At 69.0% G+C, this 15428-nt stretch carries 15 protein-coding genes and 1 riboswitch; of the genes, 8 read left to right on the top strand and 7 right to left on the bottom strand.

The genetic code is table 11. The features are described 5' to 3' along the window. Positions 1-22: 22 nt before the first annotated feature. Both MJ605_RS10670 and crcB read right to left on the bottom strand, forming a co-directional pair. Positions 23-367: a DUF190 domain-containing protein gene (locus tag MJ605_RS10670; protein ID WP_243041499.1), complete on the bottom strand. Its 345-nt coding sequence runs from the start codon at positions 365-367 to the stop codon at positions 23-25. Positions 368-378: 11 nt separating this feature from the next. Beyond that, positions 379-765: a fluoride efflux transporter CrcB gene (crcB, locus tag MJ605_RS10665; RefSeq protein WP_243041498.1), complete on the bottom strand. Its 387-nt coding sequence runs from the start codon at positions 763-765 to the stop codon at positions 379-381. 67 nt (positions 766-832) lie between these two features. Next, positions 833-938: riboswitch (Fluoride riboswitch) on the bottom strand. 112 nt (positions 939-1050) lie between these two features. On the opposite strand from crcB, the gene MJ605_RS10660 reads away from it, so the two are divergent. Together MJ605_RS10660 and MJ605_RS10655 are read left to right on the top strand one after the other, a co-directional pair. Beyond that, the gene (locus tag MJ605_RS10660; protein ID WP_243041497.1) at positions 1051-1191 is read left to right on the top strand and encodes a hypothetical protein; all 141 of its coding nucleotides are present in this window, start codon (positions 1051-1053) and stop codon (positions 1189-1191) included. 108 nt (positions 1192-1299) lie between these two features. Then, complete coding sequence (locus MJ605_RS10655; RefSeq protein ID WP_243041496.1) at positions 1300-2568, top strand: multidrug effflux MFS transporter; 1269 nt, start codon at positions 1300-1302, stop codon at positions 2566-2568. A 22-nt stretch (positions 2569-2590) separates the two neighbouring features. Here the strand turns inward: MJ605_RS10655 and MJ605_RS10650 are convergent, their stop codons facing one another. Continuing rightward, the gene (locus tag MJ605_RS10650; RefSeq protein ID WP_243041495.1) at positions 2591-4615 is read right to left on the bottom strand and encodes a S1 family peptidase; all 2025 of its coding nucleotides are present in this window, start codon (positions 4613-4615) and stop codon (positions 2591-2593) included. 129 nt (positions 4616-4744) lie between these two features. Here MJ605_RS10650 and MJ605_RS10645 point away from each other — a divergent pair, with 129 nt between their 5' ends. The 3 genes from MJ605_RS10645 to MJ605_RS10635 are packed head-to-tail and all read left to right on the top strand — an operon-like array spanning position 4745 to position 7516. Next, positions 4745-5704 (top strand): pseudouridine synthase, encoded by a 960-nt coding sequence (locus MJ605_RS10645; protein WP_425601002.1) that lies wholly within the window; start codon positions 4745-4747, stop codon positions 5702-5704. Between the two features lie 34 nt (positions 5705-5738). Beyond that, positions 5739-6800, top strand: coding sequence for a class I SAM-dependent methyltransferase (locus MJ605_RS10640; RefSeq protein ID WP_243041493.1), 1062 nt, complete (start codon positions 5739-5741; stop codon positions 6798-6800). After that, entirely contained in the window at positions 6797-7516 is a 720-nt protein-coding gene (locus tag MJ605_RS10635; RefSeq protein ID WP_243041492.1) for a pseudouridine synthase, read from the top strand. Before MJ605_RS10640 ends, MJ605_RS10635 begins: the two co-directional genes overlap by 4 nt. A 15-nt stretch (positions 7517-7531) precedes the next feature. On the opposite strand, the gene MJ605_RS10630 is transcribed toward MJ605_RS10635, so the two are convergent. Further along, complete coding sequence (locus tag MJ605_RS10630) at positions 7532-7732, bottom strand: hypothetical protein (protein ID WP_243041491.1); 201 nt, start codon at positions 7730-7732, stop codon at positions 7532-7534. Between the two features lie 225 nt (positions 7733-7957). On the opposite strand from MJ605_RS10630, the gene MJ605_RS10625 reads away from it, so the two are divergent. Together MJ605_RS10625 and MJ605_RS10620 are read left to right on the top strand one after the other, a co-directional pair. Beyond that, positions 7958-9517 (top strand): protein adenylyltransferase SelO, encoded by a 1560-nt coding sequence (locus tag MJ605_RS10625; RefSeq protein ID WP_243041490.1) that lies wholly within the window; start codon positions 7958-7960, stop codon positions 9515-9517. Positions 9518-9542: 25 nt separating this feature from the next. Next, a complete protein-coding gene (locus MJ605_RS10620; RefSeq protein ID WP_425601001.1) occupies positions 9543-9995 on the top strand; it encodes a hypothetical protein in 453 nt (150 codons plus the stop codon). 275 nt (positions 9996-10270) lie between these two features. Here the strand turns inward: MJ605_RS10620 and MJ605_RS10615 are convergent, their stop codons facing one another. The 3 genes from MJ605_RS10615 to MJ605_RS10605 all read right to left on the bottom strand — a co-directional run bounded on the left by MJ605_RS10615 (position 10271) and on the right by MJ605_RS10605 (position 14070). Further along, complete coding sequence (locus MJ605_RS10615; protein ID WP_243041489.1) at positions 10271-11002, bottom strand: SH3 domain-containing protein; 732 nt, start codon at positions 11000-11002, stop codon at positions 10271-10273. A gap of 182 nt (positions 11003-11184) precedes the next feature. Then, positions 11185-13056 carry a 3'-5' exonuclease gene (locus MJ605_RS10610; protein WP_243041488.1) on the bottom strand — a complete coding sequence of 624 codons (1872 nt, stop codon included), beginning with the start codon at positions 13054-13056 and terminating at the stop codon, positions 11185-11187. A 72-nt stretch (positions 13057-13128) separates the two neighbouring features. Then, positions 13129-14070, bottom strand: coding sequence for an oxygenase MpaB family protein (locus MJ605_RS10605; protein ID WP_243041706.1), 942 nt, complete (start codon positions 14068-14070; stop codon positions 13129-13131). 251 nt (positions 14071-14321) lie between these two features. Here MJ605_RS10605 and MJ605_RS10600 point away from each other — a divergent pair, with 251 nt between their 5' ends. Next, complete coding sequence (locus tag MJ605_RS10600) at positions 14322-15416, top strand: 3-deoxy-7-phosphoheptulonate synthase (RefSeq protein WP_243041487.1); 1095 nt, start codon at positions 14322-14324, stop codon at positions 15414-15416. The last annotated feature ends 12 nt before the right edge of the window (positions 15417-15428 follow it).

Here is a 15428-nt window from a genome sequence, read left to right as displayed (position 1 = left end):
CGTAGAGGCGGCGGGCAAGGGCTCAGCCGGGGCCGTCGGCCTTGCCCAGCACGCCGAAGCTTGCCGGGGCGATCGCATACATCGCGTCGACGCCGCAGGCCTGCACGGCATCGACCAGCGTCTGCGCCTGCGCCTCGGCCAGCAGGAATTCCACCTTCACGGCGAGGTCGTCGGCCAGTTCGAAGAACTGTTCCTCGTGCAGCACGCCGTGCCGGCCATAGCCGCAAATGGCGCGGAATACGGAGCCGCCGCCGATGCCGTGCTTCTTGGCGTGCTCGAGCAGCCACTCGTACAGCAGCATGCCGTCGTGGCGCGCGCGGGCATGGCAATAGAAAGTGAGCTGCACGCCTTGGGTCGGGTTGGTCATGAGGTCGCCTCCTAGCTGCGCAGCACGGCGCGGGTAAGCGCGATGCCGGTGATCGTCATCGCGATGGAGCCGGCCAGGTGCATGGCCAGGTGGCCGCCGAACCACAGGTACTGCTGGCGCAGCAGCAGCGTGGCCGATTCGGCGGAGAAGGTGGAAAAGGTGGTGAGGCCGCCGAGGAAACCGGTGGCGGCGAACAGGCGCAGCTCCGGCGGCAGGGTCTGGAAGTGATCGAACACGCCCAGCACGATGCCCATCAGCAGGCCGCCCAGCAGGTTGGCGGCCAGCGTGCCCAGCGGCACCGTGGGAAACAGGGGATTGAACAGCACGCCCAGGGTCCAGCGCAGCCAGCAGCCCAAGGCTCCCCCGACGCCGACGGCAACAAATCCGGTCAAGCCCACGGTCTCGTCTCCTTGCAAGTCAAAGGACTTCCTGGAAACAGGCATGCGCCTGCGCCCCGGAAGTTCCGGCGGTGCAGGCATCATCAACCCGAAGGTGGTTTGCGCTCGCGGATGTCGTCCTGGCCCTACGGCGACGCGGCGAACGCGGGAGGCATGCCATCTCCCATGTCGCGCATGCTAGCCGATGCGCGGCTGGCCGTCATGGCGTGGGTGATCCAGGTCATGACCCGCCGGCCCGGCGCGTAGGAACGTGGCCGGACTTTTCATGCGGGGGGGGGAAGCACCATGCATCCAGTCTGGCATGCCATTCTCATGGAGCCGGTTGGCTGGCTGGCCATCGGCGGAAGCATCGTCATGGTGGGCATCATCCTGACGGTGGCCGCCTACGTGCGGAACAAGGTGCGCGAGGACGAGCGCCGACGATAAGTCGCCGTGGCGGAAGGCGGCGCGCCTTCCGCGATCCCCATGCTTCACGCCGGACGCGGAGGCTTGCGGGGCTATACTGCGCATCCCTCGCGCCGCGCCGCCTTTGCCATGACTTCACCCCAGCGCCCCGTCAGGCGCAGCCTGCCGTGGCTGCTGGCGGGGCTGTCGATGATCGGCCCGTTCACCATCGACGCCGTGTTCCCGGCGTTTCCGCTGATCGGTGCGCGTTTCGGCGTGGGCAGCGCCGAGCTGCAGCAGATCATCAGCGTGTATCTGGTCACCTATGCGACCATGAGCCTGTTCCATGGCGCCATCTCCGATGCGATCGGGCGCAAGCCGGTGATCGTGGCGGGCATGCTGGTGTATGCCCTGGCCTCGGCGGGGGCGGCGTTGTCCACCTCGTTCGGCATGCTGCTGGCGTGCCGCGCGCTGCAGGGCATGTGCGCTGGCGCCGGCCTGGTGGTGGGGCGCGCCATCGTGCGCGACAGCCTGGCCGGCACCGAGGCGCAGCAGCTGATGGCGCGGGTGATGATGATCTTCAGCATCGCGCCCGTGATCGCGCCCATCGTCGGCGCCCAGTTGCTGTTCCTGGGCGGCTGGCACGGCATCTTCTGGGTGCTGACCGGCTTCACCTTGCTGATGGCGGTGGCGCTGGTGGCGTACCTGGACGAAACCCATCCGCCGTCGGCGCGCACGCCGTTCCACCCGGCCAGCCTGATCAGCGGTTACGCCGGTTTCGGTCGCGACCGTCCGTTCTGGCCGCTGTTGATCTCCTGCACGGTCAATTTCGCCGGCCTGTTCCTGTACATCGCCTCGGCGCCGCACATCATCCGCGATCTGCTGCACTTGTCGGCGCAGGGCTTTCCCTGGCTGTTCCTGCCGGTGGTGGCCGGGCTGATGGGCGGTGCCTGGCTGTCGGGCCGGCTGGCCAATCGCCGCAGCGTGGCCTACACGGTGAACCTGGGCTATGGCGCGATGCTGCTGGCCTGCGCGCTGCACCTGCTGGTCGCGCTGGTCACCGTCGAGCCGGTATTGCCGTGGTCGGTGCTGCCCTTGGTGCTGCATGGCGTGGGCATCCAGTTGGCGTTCCCGACGCTGACCCTGCTGCTGCTCGACCGCTTCCCGCATCGCCGTGGCGGCGTCTCCTCGGTGCAGGCGTTCTGCAGCCTGCTGCTGTGCGCCTTCGTGGCGGGCGTGATGTCGCCGGTGCTGTCGGTCCGGATGCTCGATCTGGCCTGGGGCACCAGCGCGCTCAGCCTGGCCGGCTGGCTGTCGTGGCGCTGGTATCGCCGGTTGACCCGCCGTCCGCCGTCGGCGGGCCTGCGCGCTCCCTCGCTGGAAACCGAGCTGCAGGCGGAGATCGCCGAGCCGCATTGAGGCCTGCTCGGCGGCAGGCGGCTCAATGCTCGTTGATCTGCACCTTCTGCATCAGCAGGTCGAGCTTGCCCTTCATGGTGTCGTCCGGACGCGGCCCATCCACCCCGTAGAACGCGGTATAGAGCACGCCGGGCCGGCCCTCGGCGGAAACCGGCGTGCCGCCGACGGTGCCGATGTAGGTCATGTCGTTCTCGCTGTACGGCACGCCGTCGTCGGGATGGGCGCGGCGGACGATCTTGTCCCAATGGTTGCGGTAGCTGTCGTCCAGGTCGTCGGACGGGGCGACGTGGCGATTGATGCTGATCTTCTCGGCGTTGTCGATATTGGATTTCACCACGACGTAGCTGACGTCCCACACCACCTTGCCGTGGTCCTCGAAATAGGACATGCCCAGCACCAGCTGGCTGTCCTGGTCGATCTTCTGCAACTGCGGCGTATAGGCGAAGCCCAGGCGGCTGGACTGGTAGCGGAAGTCGCTGCCGTAGTCGAAGTGGATGGCGATGTCCGACAGTACCGAGGGCAGCAGCGCGGTGTTGGCCAGGTATTCCTTCCACTGCGCCAGCGTGCCGCTGTAGGCGACCGAGACGAAGTTGGTCAGCGCCTGCAGGTCGCCCATTTCCTCGTGCTCGGTCTTGGCCGGCGCCACGCGGATCATCGCCGCATAGCCATCGGGCACGGGCAGCAGGAAGGCGACGAGCACGGTGTTGTCATAGGCCACCGGCCACTCGCGTACCTGCCAGCGGCGCTGGTAGGCGTCGGTGTAGGTGCGTTCCAGGCTGGGCTTGCCCAGGGAGGTCACCTTGACCTGTTCCGATCCCACGCGGCGCTGCAGCGGCGCGCCCTTGAGCAGCAGGTCCATGAACAGCTTGGAGTCGGCGTAGAGCTGCTTGCTCGGCACGTCGTCGGGCTTGCGCAGGTGGAACATCAGCTGGCTGCCCACCACCGCCCGGGCCACGTAGCCGTTGTGGGGCAGGTTGCCCCGGCTCTCGTTGACGCTGGAAAGTACCCAGGTGCCGGTGCTGTTGCGGTGGAGCAGGGTGGGAAAGGGGTTGAGGTTGGAGTTGCTGTGCAGCAGGCGGCTGGAACCGCTGCCCTTGGGGAACAGAGTGTCCGCGTTCTCCGCCAGCAGGTCGTGCAGCTGCTGGTCGACATTGGTGTCGTAGGCCTTCTGGAAGGCCGCGCTGAACTCCGCGAAGCTCTTGGGCAGCGGGAACTGCGCCTTGAAATGGCCGGTGTGCTTGCTGTCGATCACGTCCAGCTGGTAGACCCCGCGGGTATCCGCCACGGCCAGGTTGGCCGGCGCCTTGAGCACCAGGTCGATGGGCAGGGCGTAGTTGAGGTTCTCGTCGGGCGACTTCATCAGCACCACGCCGATCACCTTCCCTTCCTTGTCCAGCAGCGGGCCGCCGCTGTTGCCGGGCGAGGCGGCGGCGGAGAAGCGCAGCCATTTCCAGCGGCCGTCCTCTTCCTCCGGCGTCTGCGAGGTGTAGAGGCCGTCGCGGATCACGATGCCGGTGCCCAGCGCATTGCCCACCGCATAGACCACGTCGTTCATGGCCGGCTGGGTGTTGGGCTCCAGCGGCTTGACCTTGGGCGGGTCCTTCAGGGTGAATTCGACGAAATCCTCCTGCAGCGAGAAGCGGGTGATCTTGTCGATGGCGTAGACGTGGCCGCCGGCGTCGCGGATGGCCGGCTCGCCCATCAGGTTGTCGATGCCCAGCGACAGCACGTGTCCGGCGGTGACGTAGCGGTTGTCGCCCAGGGCGAAGGCGGTGCCGACCGAGTAGTACTTGTCGTTGCGCATCTGGAACGGCAACTGGTCGAACGGCAACGGCTTCTCATAGCTGACCGGGTCGTTGACCGGCTTGGGGATCACCACCTCGAAGGTGGCGGCCTGCACCTGCGGCAGCACGGCGGGGTCGAGCGTGGCGGCCTCCAGGGCCGGCGCCACGGCCAGCGCCAGGCAGGCCAGCCATGCGATGGGACGCCATGGCCGCGTGTGGGTCGATACAACCGTCCGTCGAGCCTGTCCTGCCCGTTGCCGCATGGTGTGCCCCTGTTCAGTGGTTGCCGGCGCGTCCGCGCCCGTTCGGGCGTCAGGCCCGCTTCGCGGCGAGTGTAGCGAAGCTTTCGTGGCCGGGAAGGGGCGGGCGAGTGGCCAGGAAGGGCTGGCCGGATGTCATCATGGCACCCCGCGCGAGGCAGGTCTGCACGCGGGCCGCCGTCCGGGAGTTGCGCCATGTCCGAGTCCATCGCCGCCAGCACGCTGCACCTGCCGCCAGGTGATTGGCGCACCTTGTTCGAAGGTTTGTGTGCCCAGTTTCCGCGGATCGGGCGCACCGCCTGGGAGGACCGTTTCGCGCGCGGCCTCGTGCAGGACCGGGCCGGCCTGCCGCTGGCGCCGGACGCGCCGTACCGGGTGGGGCAGTGCGTGCGCTATTTCCGCGAGGTGGCCGGCGAGGCGCCCATTCCGTTCCACGAGACGCTGCTGCACGTGGATGCGCACCTGGTGGTGGTGGACAAGCCGCACTTCCTGCCGGTGACCCCGGCGGGCGGGTTCGTGCGGGAGACCGTGCTGGCCCGCCTGGCGCGCGCGCTCGGCAACGCGGACCTGGTGCCGCTGCATCGTATCGACCGCCATACCGCGGGGCTGGTGCTGTTCTCCGCCGATCCGTCCAGCCGCGCGGCCTACCAGGCGCTGTTCCGCGAGCGCCGCATCGACAAGCACTACCAGGCCTGGGCGCCGGCCCTGCCGGCGGTGGATTTCCCGCGGGTACGGCGCACGCGCATCGAGGCGGGCGAGCCGTTCTTCCGCATGCGCGAGGTAGCGGGCGAGGCCAACAGCGAAACGCGGTTCGACGTGCTGGAACGCAGGGAGCGCTACTGGCGCTATGCGCTGCAGCCGGTCACCGGACGCAAGCACCAGTTGCGCGTGCACATGGCCGCCCTGGGCGCGCCGATCCTGCACGACCCGTTCTACCCGGCGCTGGCGGAGCCGTTGCGGGACGACTACGCGCGGCCGCTGCAATTGCTGGCCGAGCGTCTGGCCTTCATCGATCCGCTCAGCGGCAAGCCGCGCGAGTTCGCCAGCGAGCTGGCCCTGCCGCGGCCGGCGCAGGATGCGGCGGACGGCTAAACTAGCCGGCCGTCCTTGCCGGAATCCATTGCGCGTGACCCCAGCCCTGCTTTCCGCTGCCGATGCGACGCTCGAGGCCCTGTTCGTTCCGTTCGCGTCGGGGGAACTGGCCTTGCCGGTGGATGGCCGCGTGCTGTTCCTGCGTGCCCGCGACGGGTTCCGCCTGCGCGAGATGGCGCGGCCCGGCTGGGTATGCGAGCAGAGCTTCAAGCCGTTCGCCGATGCGTTGCGGCGCAGCGGCCTGTCGGTGGCGGAGCCCGGCGGCGGCGAGCGCTTTGCATGCGTGCTGCTGCTGCCACCGCGCCAGCGCGACGAGGCGCGCGCCCTGTTCGCGCACGCCCTGCAACGCGTCGCGCCGGGTGGCGTGGTGCTGGCGGCCGTGCCCAACGCGGAAGGCGCCAAGTCCGCCGAGAGCGACCTGGCGCAGCTGGCCGGGCCGTTGCGGCATCTGTCCAAGCACAAGTGCCGGGTGTTCTGGACCATGGCCACCCACCACGTGGACCTTGCGCTGCAGGAGGCATGGCTGGCGCTCGACGCCGTGCGCCGCAACGAGGCCGGCTACCTGACCCGGCCCGGCCTGTTCGCCTGGGACCGCGTGGATGCGGCCTCGGCGCTGCTGGTGGCGCAGTTGCCGGCCGACCTCGTCGGGCGCGTGGCCGATCTCGGCGCGGGCTATGGCTATCTCTCGGCGCAGGTGGTGAAGCGCTGCCCCGGCGTCGGCGCGATCGACCTGTACGAGGCCGAGGCGCGGGCGCTGGAGCCAGCGCGGCTGAACCTGGAACAAGCCTGCCGCGAGCGCGGCGCGGCGGTGGAGGGCGCGCTGCACTGGCACGACGTGACGCAAGGTCTGCCGCATCGCTACGATGCCATCGTCAGCAATCCGCCGTTCCACCAGGGGCGCGCCGACCTGCCGGAACTGGGCCGCGCCTTCATCCGCGCCGCGGCCGATGCGCTGCGGCCGCAAGGCCGCCTGTGGCTGGTGGCCAATCGCCATCTTCCCTACGAGGCCACCCTGGCCTCGCGTTTCGAGCAGGTCCGCACGGTGGCGGACCAGGAAGGCTTCAAGGTGATCGAAGCGCGTGGGGGGCACGCATGAAGCTGGTCAAGCGGATCGCCAACCTCGGCTATGGCAGCCGCAAGGAAGTGGCGCTGATGTTCCGCGAGGGGCGCATCACCGATCCCGACGGCGAGGTGTTGTACGCCGACGACCAGGTGCCGCACGAGCGCATCCGCATCGACGGCGAGCCGTTGGATCCGCCGCCGGGCCTGGTGCTGATGATGAACAAGCCGCTGGGCGCGACCTGCTCGCGCAAGGATGCCGGCCGCGTGGTGTACGACCTGCTGCCGCCGCGCTATCGCCTGCGCGATCCCGCGTTGTCCACCGTGGGACGGCTCGACCGCGATACCTCGGGCCTGCTGCTGTTCACCGACGATGGCGCGTTGCTGCACCGGATCATCTCGCCGCGATCCCGGGTCGCCAAGGTCTACGAGGCCACGCTGGCGCAGGACCTGCGTGGCGACGAGGGCGCCTTGTTCGCCAGCGGCACGATGATGCTCGAATCGGAGAAGGAGCCACTGGAACCCGCCGCGCTCGACGTGCTCGCGCCACGCCGCGTTCGACTCACGCTTACCGAGGGACGCTACCACCAGGTGCGGCGCATGTTCGCGGCGGTGGGCAACCACGTGGAAACGCTGGCGCGCATCTCGGTGGGCGCGCTGACGATGGATGGCCTGGGCCCGGGGCAATGGCGTGCGCTGAACGCGGCGGACGTGGCGCAGGTGTTCTCCGCCCCGCCGCCAGCGGATGCGTGACGACGCGGGCCGGGTTCAACCGAAGGTGGACTCGCGGCGCCGGGCGAGTTCGTCTTCCCGGCGCGAGTGCGCGCCGGGTTGCCAGGACACGAGCTGGAAGCGGTCGTGCGCCTGGGGGGCCTGTTGATGGGCGTCCTGCGTGTTCTTCGCGGCAAGCATCCCTGCTACCAGCTGCATTCCGCGCTCGATGGCGGAACGGGCAAGAAGCATGTGCATGTGGTGCGTTCTCCCGGCTGCCCCTGTCGCAGCCGTTGCGCGCACTTTAACCAGCTTCACGCATCATGCACAAATGCCAATTGGCACTGAATACAACGTAAGTTTTCCGCAAGCCGGTCATCACTTTCATGAACATGAACGACCTGGTCCGCGATGCGTCGTCCGCCTCGGATAGCGCGCAGGATAGGTCAGGCGGGCAAGCACGTTCGACGGGATCAAGCACCGATGCGCCATCTGCGATTCGACAACACGTTTGTACGGGAACTGCCTGGCGACCCGGAGGAAAGCAGCCGGCAACGGCAGGTGCTGGGCGCCCTCTATTCCCGCGTGCAACCGACGCCCGTGGCGGCGCCGCGCGTGATCGCCTGGTCCCGCGAGATGGCGCGGACCCTGGGCCTGGAGGAAGCCGACATCGCCAGCCCGGTGTTCGCGCAGGTGTTCGGCGGCAATGTGCTGCTGGATGGCATGCAGCCCTATGCCGCCAACTACGGCGGCCACCAGTTCGGCGTATGGGCCGACCAACTGGGCGACGGGCGGGCCATCTCGCTGGGCGAGGCCATCGATGGCGCGGGGCGGCGCTGGGAATTGCAGCTCAAGGGCGCGGGACGCACGCCATACTCGCGCGGCGCGGACGGGCGTGCGGTGCTGCGTTCATCCGTGCGCGAGTTCCTGTGTAGCGAAGCCATGCACCATCTCGGCGTGGCGACCACGCGCGCGCTGTGCCTGGTCGCCACCGGCGACACGGTGGTGCGCGATATGTTCTACGACGGCCATCCGCAGGACGAACCAGGTGCCATCGTATGTCGCGTGGCGCCTTCGTTCATCCGCTTCGGCAACTTCGAGCTGCCCGCCGCGCGCGGCGACATCGGCCTGTTGCGCCAGTTGGCCGACTACACCATCGCGCGCGATTTTCCCGAACTGCGCGGCGAGGGCGAGGCGCTGTATGCGGCGTGGTTCGCCCAGGTGTGCGAGCGCACGGCGTGGATGGTGGCGCACTGGATGCGGGTGGGTTTCGTGCATGGCGTGATGAACACCGACAACATGTCCATCCTCGGGCTCACCATCGACTATGGCCCCTATGGATGGATCGACAACTTCGATCCGGACTGGACGCCGAACACCACCGATGCGGGACGCCGCCGCTACCGCTTCGGCCAGCAGCCCAACGTGGCCTGGTGGAACCTGAGCCGGCTCGCCATGGCGCTGGCGCCGCTGTTCTCCGGCACCGGGCCGCTGCAAGCCGGCCTGGACCACTACGCGGCCACCTATGCCGAGGCGGACCGCTGCAACGTGGCCGCCAAGTTGGGCCTTGCCGAGTGCCGCGACGGCGACACGGTCCTCGCGCGCGACCTGTACGCCCTGCTCGCCGAGGCGGAAGTGGACATGACGCTGTTCTTCCGCGCGCTCGCCGACGTGGACCGGAGGCATCCCTCGCTGGAACCGCTGCGGGAGGCGTTCTATGACGACGCCAGGTACGCATCCTCGGCACCCGCCTTCACCGCGTGGCTGTCGCGCTATGCCGCGCGCCTGGCGGACGACCCGTTGTCCGACGACGAGCGCCGTGCCCGCATGAACGCCGCCAACCCGCGCTATGTGCTGCGCAACTATCTCGCCCAGCAGGCGATCGACCGCGCCATGCAGGGCGATGACGAGGGCATCGCCGAATTGCTGGAGGTGATGCGTCGTCCCTACGACGACCAGCCCGGCAACGAGCGTTATGCGCAAAAGCGCCCGGCCTGGGCCGTGCACAAGGCGGGCTGCTCCATGCTGTCGTGCAGTTCCTGAAGTCCTCGCGCCCGCGAACGGACATATGCATCCCAGGCCCTTGCATACAGCCTTGCTGGCTGGCGCCTGCTGGACCCTGCCCAATAGCCTGCTCGGCCTGCTGGCGGGACTGGCCGGCATGGCCTGGGGTGCGCGTCCGCAATGGCGTCCACGGGAACGGGCGCTGGCGTTCCGCCGCATGCCCTGGCCAGGGCCGGGCGGCGCGCTCACCCTGGGCAACGTTATCCTGCATACCGGGGAGACGCTGGACGTGCCCAGCCTGACCTATGCGCATCGCGCCGGACGCGCCGTCGAGCCATGCATCTCACTGGCCGACCATGAGCGCGCCCACGTCTACCAGTACATGCTGCTCGGCCCGTTGTTCCTGCCCCTGTACGCGCTGTGCGGCGGGATCAGCGAACGTAATCGCTTCGAGCGGGCGGCGGACCGGTATGCCCGAGACGGCCGTGGCTGGTGGCCCTGGCCGTCGCGGGCATGAATCGGCTCAGAGCCTGTTTATGATCTCCACGTAGCCCGCGTTGAGTCGGTGTGCCCGCCAGGGAGTCGTGCGTGGCGAAGCGCCCGACTGGCCGTCAGGTCGAGCCGCGCGCGGCTTCCTGGTGGGCACACCGGCTCAACCCTCCGGGCCGGGTCTGTTTGCCCCCAGGCCAGCGTCATCGCTCGGTCGTGTACGGACGTACACTCCCTCGCTCTTCCTTGTCCTGCGCGCAAACAGCTCCCGGCGCGGGCCACGCGGAGATCATAAACAGGCTCTCAGTGCCCGTTGTCGCCATGGCTGGGTGGATGGGACGGGCGCTGGCCGCCCTGGTGGCCCGGCGGATGGCCGCCTTGCGGCGGTCGGTTGCCCTGCGGTGGCCGCGCGCCTTGCGGCGGATGGTTGCCTTGCGGCGGCCGCGCGCCTTGCGGCGGGTGACCGCCTTGCGGTGGCCGTGCGCCCTGTGGCGGGCGATGGCCCTGGTTCGGCGGGGGGCGATGCCCCTGGTTCGGCGGCGGTCGGTGGGCCGGGCCCGAGGGCGGGCGGTGCCCCGGCGCGGGCGGCCGGAAGCCGGGCCGGTAACCCGGCGGGCGCGGCGGCGGCCGCGGCGTATAGGGACGGCTGTACCAGTAGTTGCGGTTCCGGTAGAAGGGCCGGTTGCTGTAGTAGGCGCCCCAATAGGCGCCGATCGAGAAGGTGACGATCGGGATGCCGATGCGCGGGCCGTAGTCGGCCACGATCACCGGCTGGTTCTGGTAGGTGTATTGCACGTAGGTGCCGGCCACCCAGCCGCGCATGCCCAGCGTGATCACGTCGCACCAGGTCCAGCCTTCCAGGCAACCTTGGATGGCGACGCTGGTGCCGGCGGGCAGCTGCGCGATGGTGGGATAGCCCACGTCGGGACCCGCATAGAGATCGACGTAGGAAGTAATCACGCCATTGGCGACCTGCGCCTGACTGGCCGTGACCACGCCAAAGGCCAGCAGCAGGGACCACAACATCCGTTTCATCGTGTTCGCTCCCGGTGGGGACAGCCCGATCAGACAGCGCTCGGTGCGAAGGAGCCGTCAAGGATGCGGCGACCGGATGTGTGGCATCGCACCCCTGGCCGCCGTCCCAAGCGTAGAGGGCAGGCCGGCGGCCAGCAATACCGGCGCGCAGCCGGCGTTCAGCGCGGGTGCCGGCCTGCCGCTTACGCCACGGTGGCCAGCTGGCCCTGTACCTCGTTGATCGAGTGGCGGATGCGCTGGCTGAAGATGGAATCCTCGTGGTGGATCATCACCAGGCGCTCGGTGGCGCGGGTCATCGCCACGTACAGCAGGCGCGCCTCCTCGGCCTCGTCCTTGCCGGGTTTGGGCAGCGAGCCCAGCCCAGGGATGATCACCAGCGGAAACTCCAGGCCCTTGCTGGAATGCATGGTGACCAGCTTCACCGTGTCCTCCACTACGAACAGCGCGCTCTTGCCGTTGCCCTCGGCGAGCCGGCTGGGCAGGCCGGCGCGTTGCAACGCCTCGTGCAACTTCTCGCCCTCCCAGCTGTTGCGGTAGATCACCGCCATGTCCGACAGCGGCCGTCCCAGCGCCTGCTCGTCGCGCAGGCGCTGGATGATCGCCGGCAACTGGTCCTCCTGGCGCTCCACCCGGATCAGCTCGGGCAGGGCGCCGCGCCGGCCCGCGCTCTCGGGCGCGACCAGCGGCACGCCGTCCTCGTCGTCGCCGCGCTCCAGCAGCAGCTCGTTGGCGAAGCCGCGCGCCACCGCGAGGATCTCCAGCGTATTGCGGTAGTTGAGCTTGAGGATGGTGGTGCGGCCCTGCGCCTGCACGCCCAGGCTCTTCCAGCTGAGCTTCTTGCGGTTGGCCTGGCCGTAGATGTTCTGCGCATCGTCGTACAGCACCAACAGCGAATTGGTGTTCGGATCGATCATCTGCACGATCAGCCGGTACCACTCCGGCTCGAAGTCGTGGCCCTCGTCGATCAGCACGGCGCCGTACTGGAAGCGCGGGATCTGCCCGCGGTCCACGCCGGCGATCACCGCCGGCGGCAGTTCCTCGGCGAAATGGGGGCCGTTCGGCGGCAGCGGCACGTGGTAGGCCGTGAGCATGCTGCGGCACCACTTGTGGAAGTTGTAGACCTGCACCTTGTCGCTGAGCCCGCGTTCGCCCATCAGCTGTTCCAGCCGCGCGGCGAGCGTCTTGTTGTAGCACAGCACCAGGATCGGCTTGGACAGCGCACGCGCCAGGTGCATGGCGCGGAAGCCCAGGATCATCGTCTTGCCCGAGCCGGCCACGCCGTGGATGATGCGGTGCTCGTCGCCCAGCGAGCGCGCCAGCAGTTCCTGCTGCGCGTCCATCACCTTGATCAGCTCGGGGATCGCCACCTTGGTGGCGCCGCTGTGTTCGCCCGCGCCGAACAGGCCGAACTGGCCGTCGCCGGGCTCCACGCGGATCTCCGGGAACAGGTGCCAGCGCACGCGGTCGATCTGCGGCAACGTGAGCGCGGTGGGGAATACCTGCGGAAACATCGCCCACAGGCGTTCCTGGAAGGCCTCCGGTTCCACCGACTCGTACATCTCGTCCTGGCAGATCACCAGGTGCGCGGGGATCACCGCTTCCAACTGGCCCGCCTCGAACTGCTTGCGGCTGATGTTGGACAGCACCACGCCGTAGCCCCACGGCATCAGAAGCTTGCCCTCGTAGACATGGCCGGGCGGGTGGCGCAGCGCGGGATCCTGCGCCAGCACCTTGTAGACCTCGCTGGCGCAGTCGCGCGCCTGCATCAGCGGATTGTGCTCCTTCACGCTGCTGCTGCCGGTGAGCAGGGTGAACAAGGTGCGGTCGGCCTGCTGGATGGTGCCGGGCTTCCAGTCCTTCACCTCCAGCACCAGGAGGCCGCGGCGCGGGTGGAACACGATGAAGTCGGGACGGCGCTGCTTGGGGCCGATGGCCACGTCATACCACAGCAGGTAGTCGTCCTCCAGCTTCTGCTCCAGCCGTTCCGACAGGCGTTTCTCGCCGCTGGTCATGCGCGGCAGGCAGCTGTTGCGGGATGGAATGAGCGTCGCCACCGTGGCCCCCTGGCAGTCCGGTTTGGCGACGTTAGCGAATCGGCGCGGCGTGTCAATCGGACGCAGCTAGGTTCAAGGCCTGGCGCCCGAGACGTGCCAATGCTGCAGCGTGCCGGGATCCACGCCGACGCGCGCGCAGGCGCGGCTAGCGATGCCATCGTGCAGGGCCTGGCGGAACACCGGCGCCACCGACCACAGCGCGCGGGCCGCCAGCCGGGCTTGCGCGCGCTGCAATGGCGAGCGCTGCAGCAGGGCGTCGGCCCAGTCCGGCAGCAGCGCCGCGCCGGCCCGCAGGAACACGTCGCGCGACAGGCCGGCGGCGGGCACCGGCAGGCGCACCCGCGAAAGCACTTCCAGCACGGTGCGCGAGCGCCCGCTGAAGGCCAGTTCCGTGCGCATCGCGCGGAAATAGGCGTGGATTTGCGCTTCCGACGAAGGTACCTCGCGCGCGCCCAGCGCCTCGGCCACGCGGCGCACCTCGTCGTAGTAGCGGTCCGCCGCGCCGGCAGGCAGCGCGATATGGCTGTAGCGCCGGTAGCCCTGCAGGAAGCTGTAGGCCTCGGTGACGTGCACCCAGGTCAGCAGGTGCGGATCGTCGGCGGCATAGGGGCGCCCGTCCTCGGTGGTGCCGCGCACCTGCGCGTGGATTTGCCTGACCCGCTCGATCAACGCCTGCGCCTGGCCGAGCGGCGCATAGGTGGTGCCGCTGACGAACGAAGTGGTGCGGCGCAGGCGGCCGACCAGGTCCTCGCGGAAGTTGGAGTGGTCCCACACCCCGGCCAGCGCCAGCGGATGCAGCGTCTGCAGCATCAGCGCGGCGAGGCCGCCGGCCAGCATGCCGGGAAAGTCGGCGTGCACGCGCCAGGTGGCGCTGCGCGGACCGAACAGGCCGGGATCGCCCAGCGGCTGGTCGTAGTCCACATGGCCGCCGCCGCCACGCGGGAAGGCGCCGAGTACCCAGCGGCGGATTGGTTCGCGGGCGGGCAGGGCCAGCAGGTTCCATGGCGTGCGCATGGAGACGAGTGTAGCGCTTGGTTTCAAATGCATCCTTTGCGCGAGCGGGAAGCCTGTGCTATTCCTAGCCGTCATGACCTTCCACGCCGCCAGCTATTACTTTTGGTTTTACGGCTATCCGATGCCGCTGGCGGAGGGTGGGTCGCGCTTGTCCTGAAAGACACGACACCAGATCCCACAAGGCCGCCAGCCACCACTGGCGGCCTTTTTCTTGGGCCGCGAGTGGAAACCCCCACCCCAGGAGCCCCACCGTGAATCCTTCCACCGACGACCTGCGCATCCGTGCCATCACCCCGCTCAGCACGCCCGCCGAGGTCATGCGCGAGTGCGCGCCGAGCGTACGCGCGGCGCATACCGTGGCCAGCTCGCGCCAGGCCCTGCACCGCATCCTCGCCGGCCATGACGACCGGCTGGCGGTGGTGATCGGGCCCTGCTCGATCCACGACACCGCCGCCGCGCTGGACTACGCCGCGCGGCTCGCCGAGCAGCGCCGCCGACATGCGGACGAGCTGGAGATCGTGATGCGCGTGTATTTCGAGAAGCCGCGCACCACGGTGGGCTGGAAGGGGCTGATCAACGATCCCGACCTCGATGGCAGCTTCCGCATCGACAAGGGCCTGCGCCTGGCGCGCGGCCTGCTGCGCGACATCAATGAGCTGGGCGTGCCGGCCGGTTGCGAATTCCTGGACATGATCACGCCGCAATACATCGCCGACCTGGTGGCGTGGGGCGCGATCGGCGCACGCACCACCGAAAGCCAGGTGCACCGCGAGCTGGCCTCGGGGCTGTCCTGCCCGGTAGGTTTCAAGAACGGTACCGACGGCAACGTGAAGATCGCTGTCGATGCGGTGCAGGCAGCCTCGCAGCCGCATCACTTCATGGCTGTCACCAAGGACGGCCGCACCGCCATCGCAGCCACCACCGGCAACGAGGACTGCCACGTGATCCTGCGCGGCGGCAAGGCGCCCAACTACGACGCGGCCAGCGTCGAGGCCGCCTGCGCGGCGATCGCGCAGGGAGGCCTCGCGGGGCGCGTGATGATCGACGCCAGCCACGCCAACAGCGGCAAGCAGCCGGAGAACCAGCCGAAGGTGATCGACGACATCGCCGGCCAGCTGGCCGGCGGCGAGCAGCGCATCGTTGGCGTGATGGTGGAGAGTCACCTGGTCGGCGGGCGGCAGGATCTTCAGCCAGGCCAGCCGCTACGCTACGGCCAGAGCATCACCGACGGTTGCATCGACTGGAACACGTCGGTCGGCGTGCTCGATCGCCTGGCCGACGCCGTGCGTGCGCGCCGCGCCGTGGGCAAGGCGGCGGGCCTGCGCTGCGTCGCGGGCGGATGCTGAAGGTGCCGTCCG

The organism is Dyella sedimenti, from assembly GCF_022760995.1.
Taxonomy (GTDB): Bacteria; Pseudomonadota; Gammaproteobacteria; order Xanthomonadales; family Rhodanobacteraceae; genus Dyella; species Dyella sedimenti.
The sequence above is the reverse complement of the archived record's forward strand: the minus strand, read 5'-3'. Positions and strand labels throughout refer to the sequence as shown.

What these genes read in the sequence shown, in the direction of transcription:
- MJ605_RS10660 (WP_243041497.1), top strand. Translation starts at nt 1,051, where the DNA reads ATGCATCCAGTCTGGCATGCCATTCTCATGGAGCCGGTTGGCTGGCTG.
- MJ605_RS10620 (WP_425601001.1), top strand. Translation starts at nt 9,543, where the DNA reads ATGCATCCCAGGCCCTTGCATACAGCCTTGCTGGCTGGCGCCTGCTGG.
- MJ605_RS10625 (WP_243041490.1), top strand. Translation starts at nt 7,958, where the DNA reads ATGCGCCATCTGCGATTCGACAACACGTTTGTACGGGAACTGCCTGGC.
- MJ605_RS10605 (WP_243041706.1), bottom strand. Translation starts at nt 14,070, where the DNA reads ATGCGCACGCCATGGAACCTGCTGGCCCTGCCCGCCCGCGAACCAATC.
- MJ605_RS10615 (WP_243041489.1), bottom strand. Translation starts at nt 11,002, where the DNA reads ATGAAACGGATGTTGTGGTCCCTGCTGCTGGCCTTTGGCGTGGTCACG.
- MJ605_RS10630 (WP_243041491.1), bottom strand. Translation starts at nt 7,732, where the DNA reads ATGCACATGCTTCTTGCCCGTTCCGCCATCGAGCGCGGAATGCAGCTG.
- MJ605_RS10635 (WP_243041492.1), top strand. Translation starts at nt 6,797, where the DNA reads ATGAAGCTGGTCAAGCGGATCGCCAACCTCGGCTATGGCAGCCGCAAG.
- MJ605_RS10650 (WP_243041495.1), bottom strand. Translation starts at nt 4,615, where the DNA reads ATGCGGCAACGGGCAGGACAGGCTCGACGGACGGTTGTATCGACCCAC.
- MJ605_RS10655 (WP_243041496.1), top strand. Translation starts at nt 1,300, where the DNA reads ATGACTTCACCCCAGCGCCCCGTCAGGCGCAGCCTGCCGTGGCTGCTG.
- MJ605_RS10670 (WP_243041499.1), bottom strand. Translation starts at nt 367, where the DNA reads ATGACCAACCCGACCCAAGGCGTGCAGCTCACTTTCTATTGCCATGCC.
- MJ605_RS10645 (WP_425601002.1), top strand. Translation starts at nt 4,745, where the DNA reads ATGTCATCATGGCACCCCGCGCGAGGCAGGTCTGCACGCGGGCCGCCG.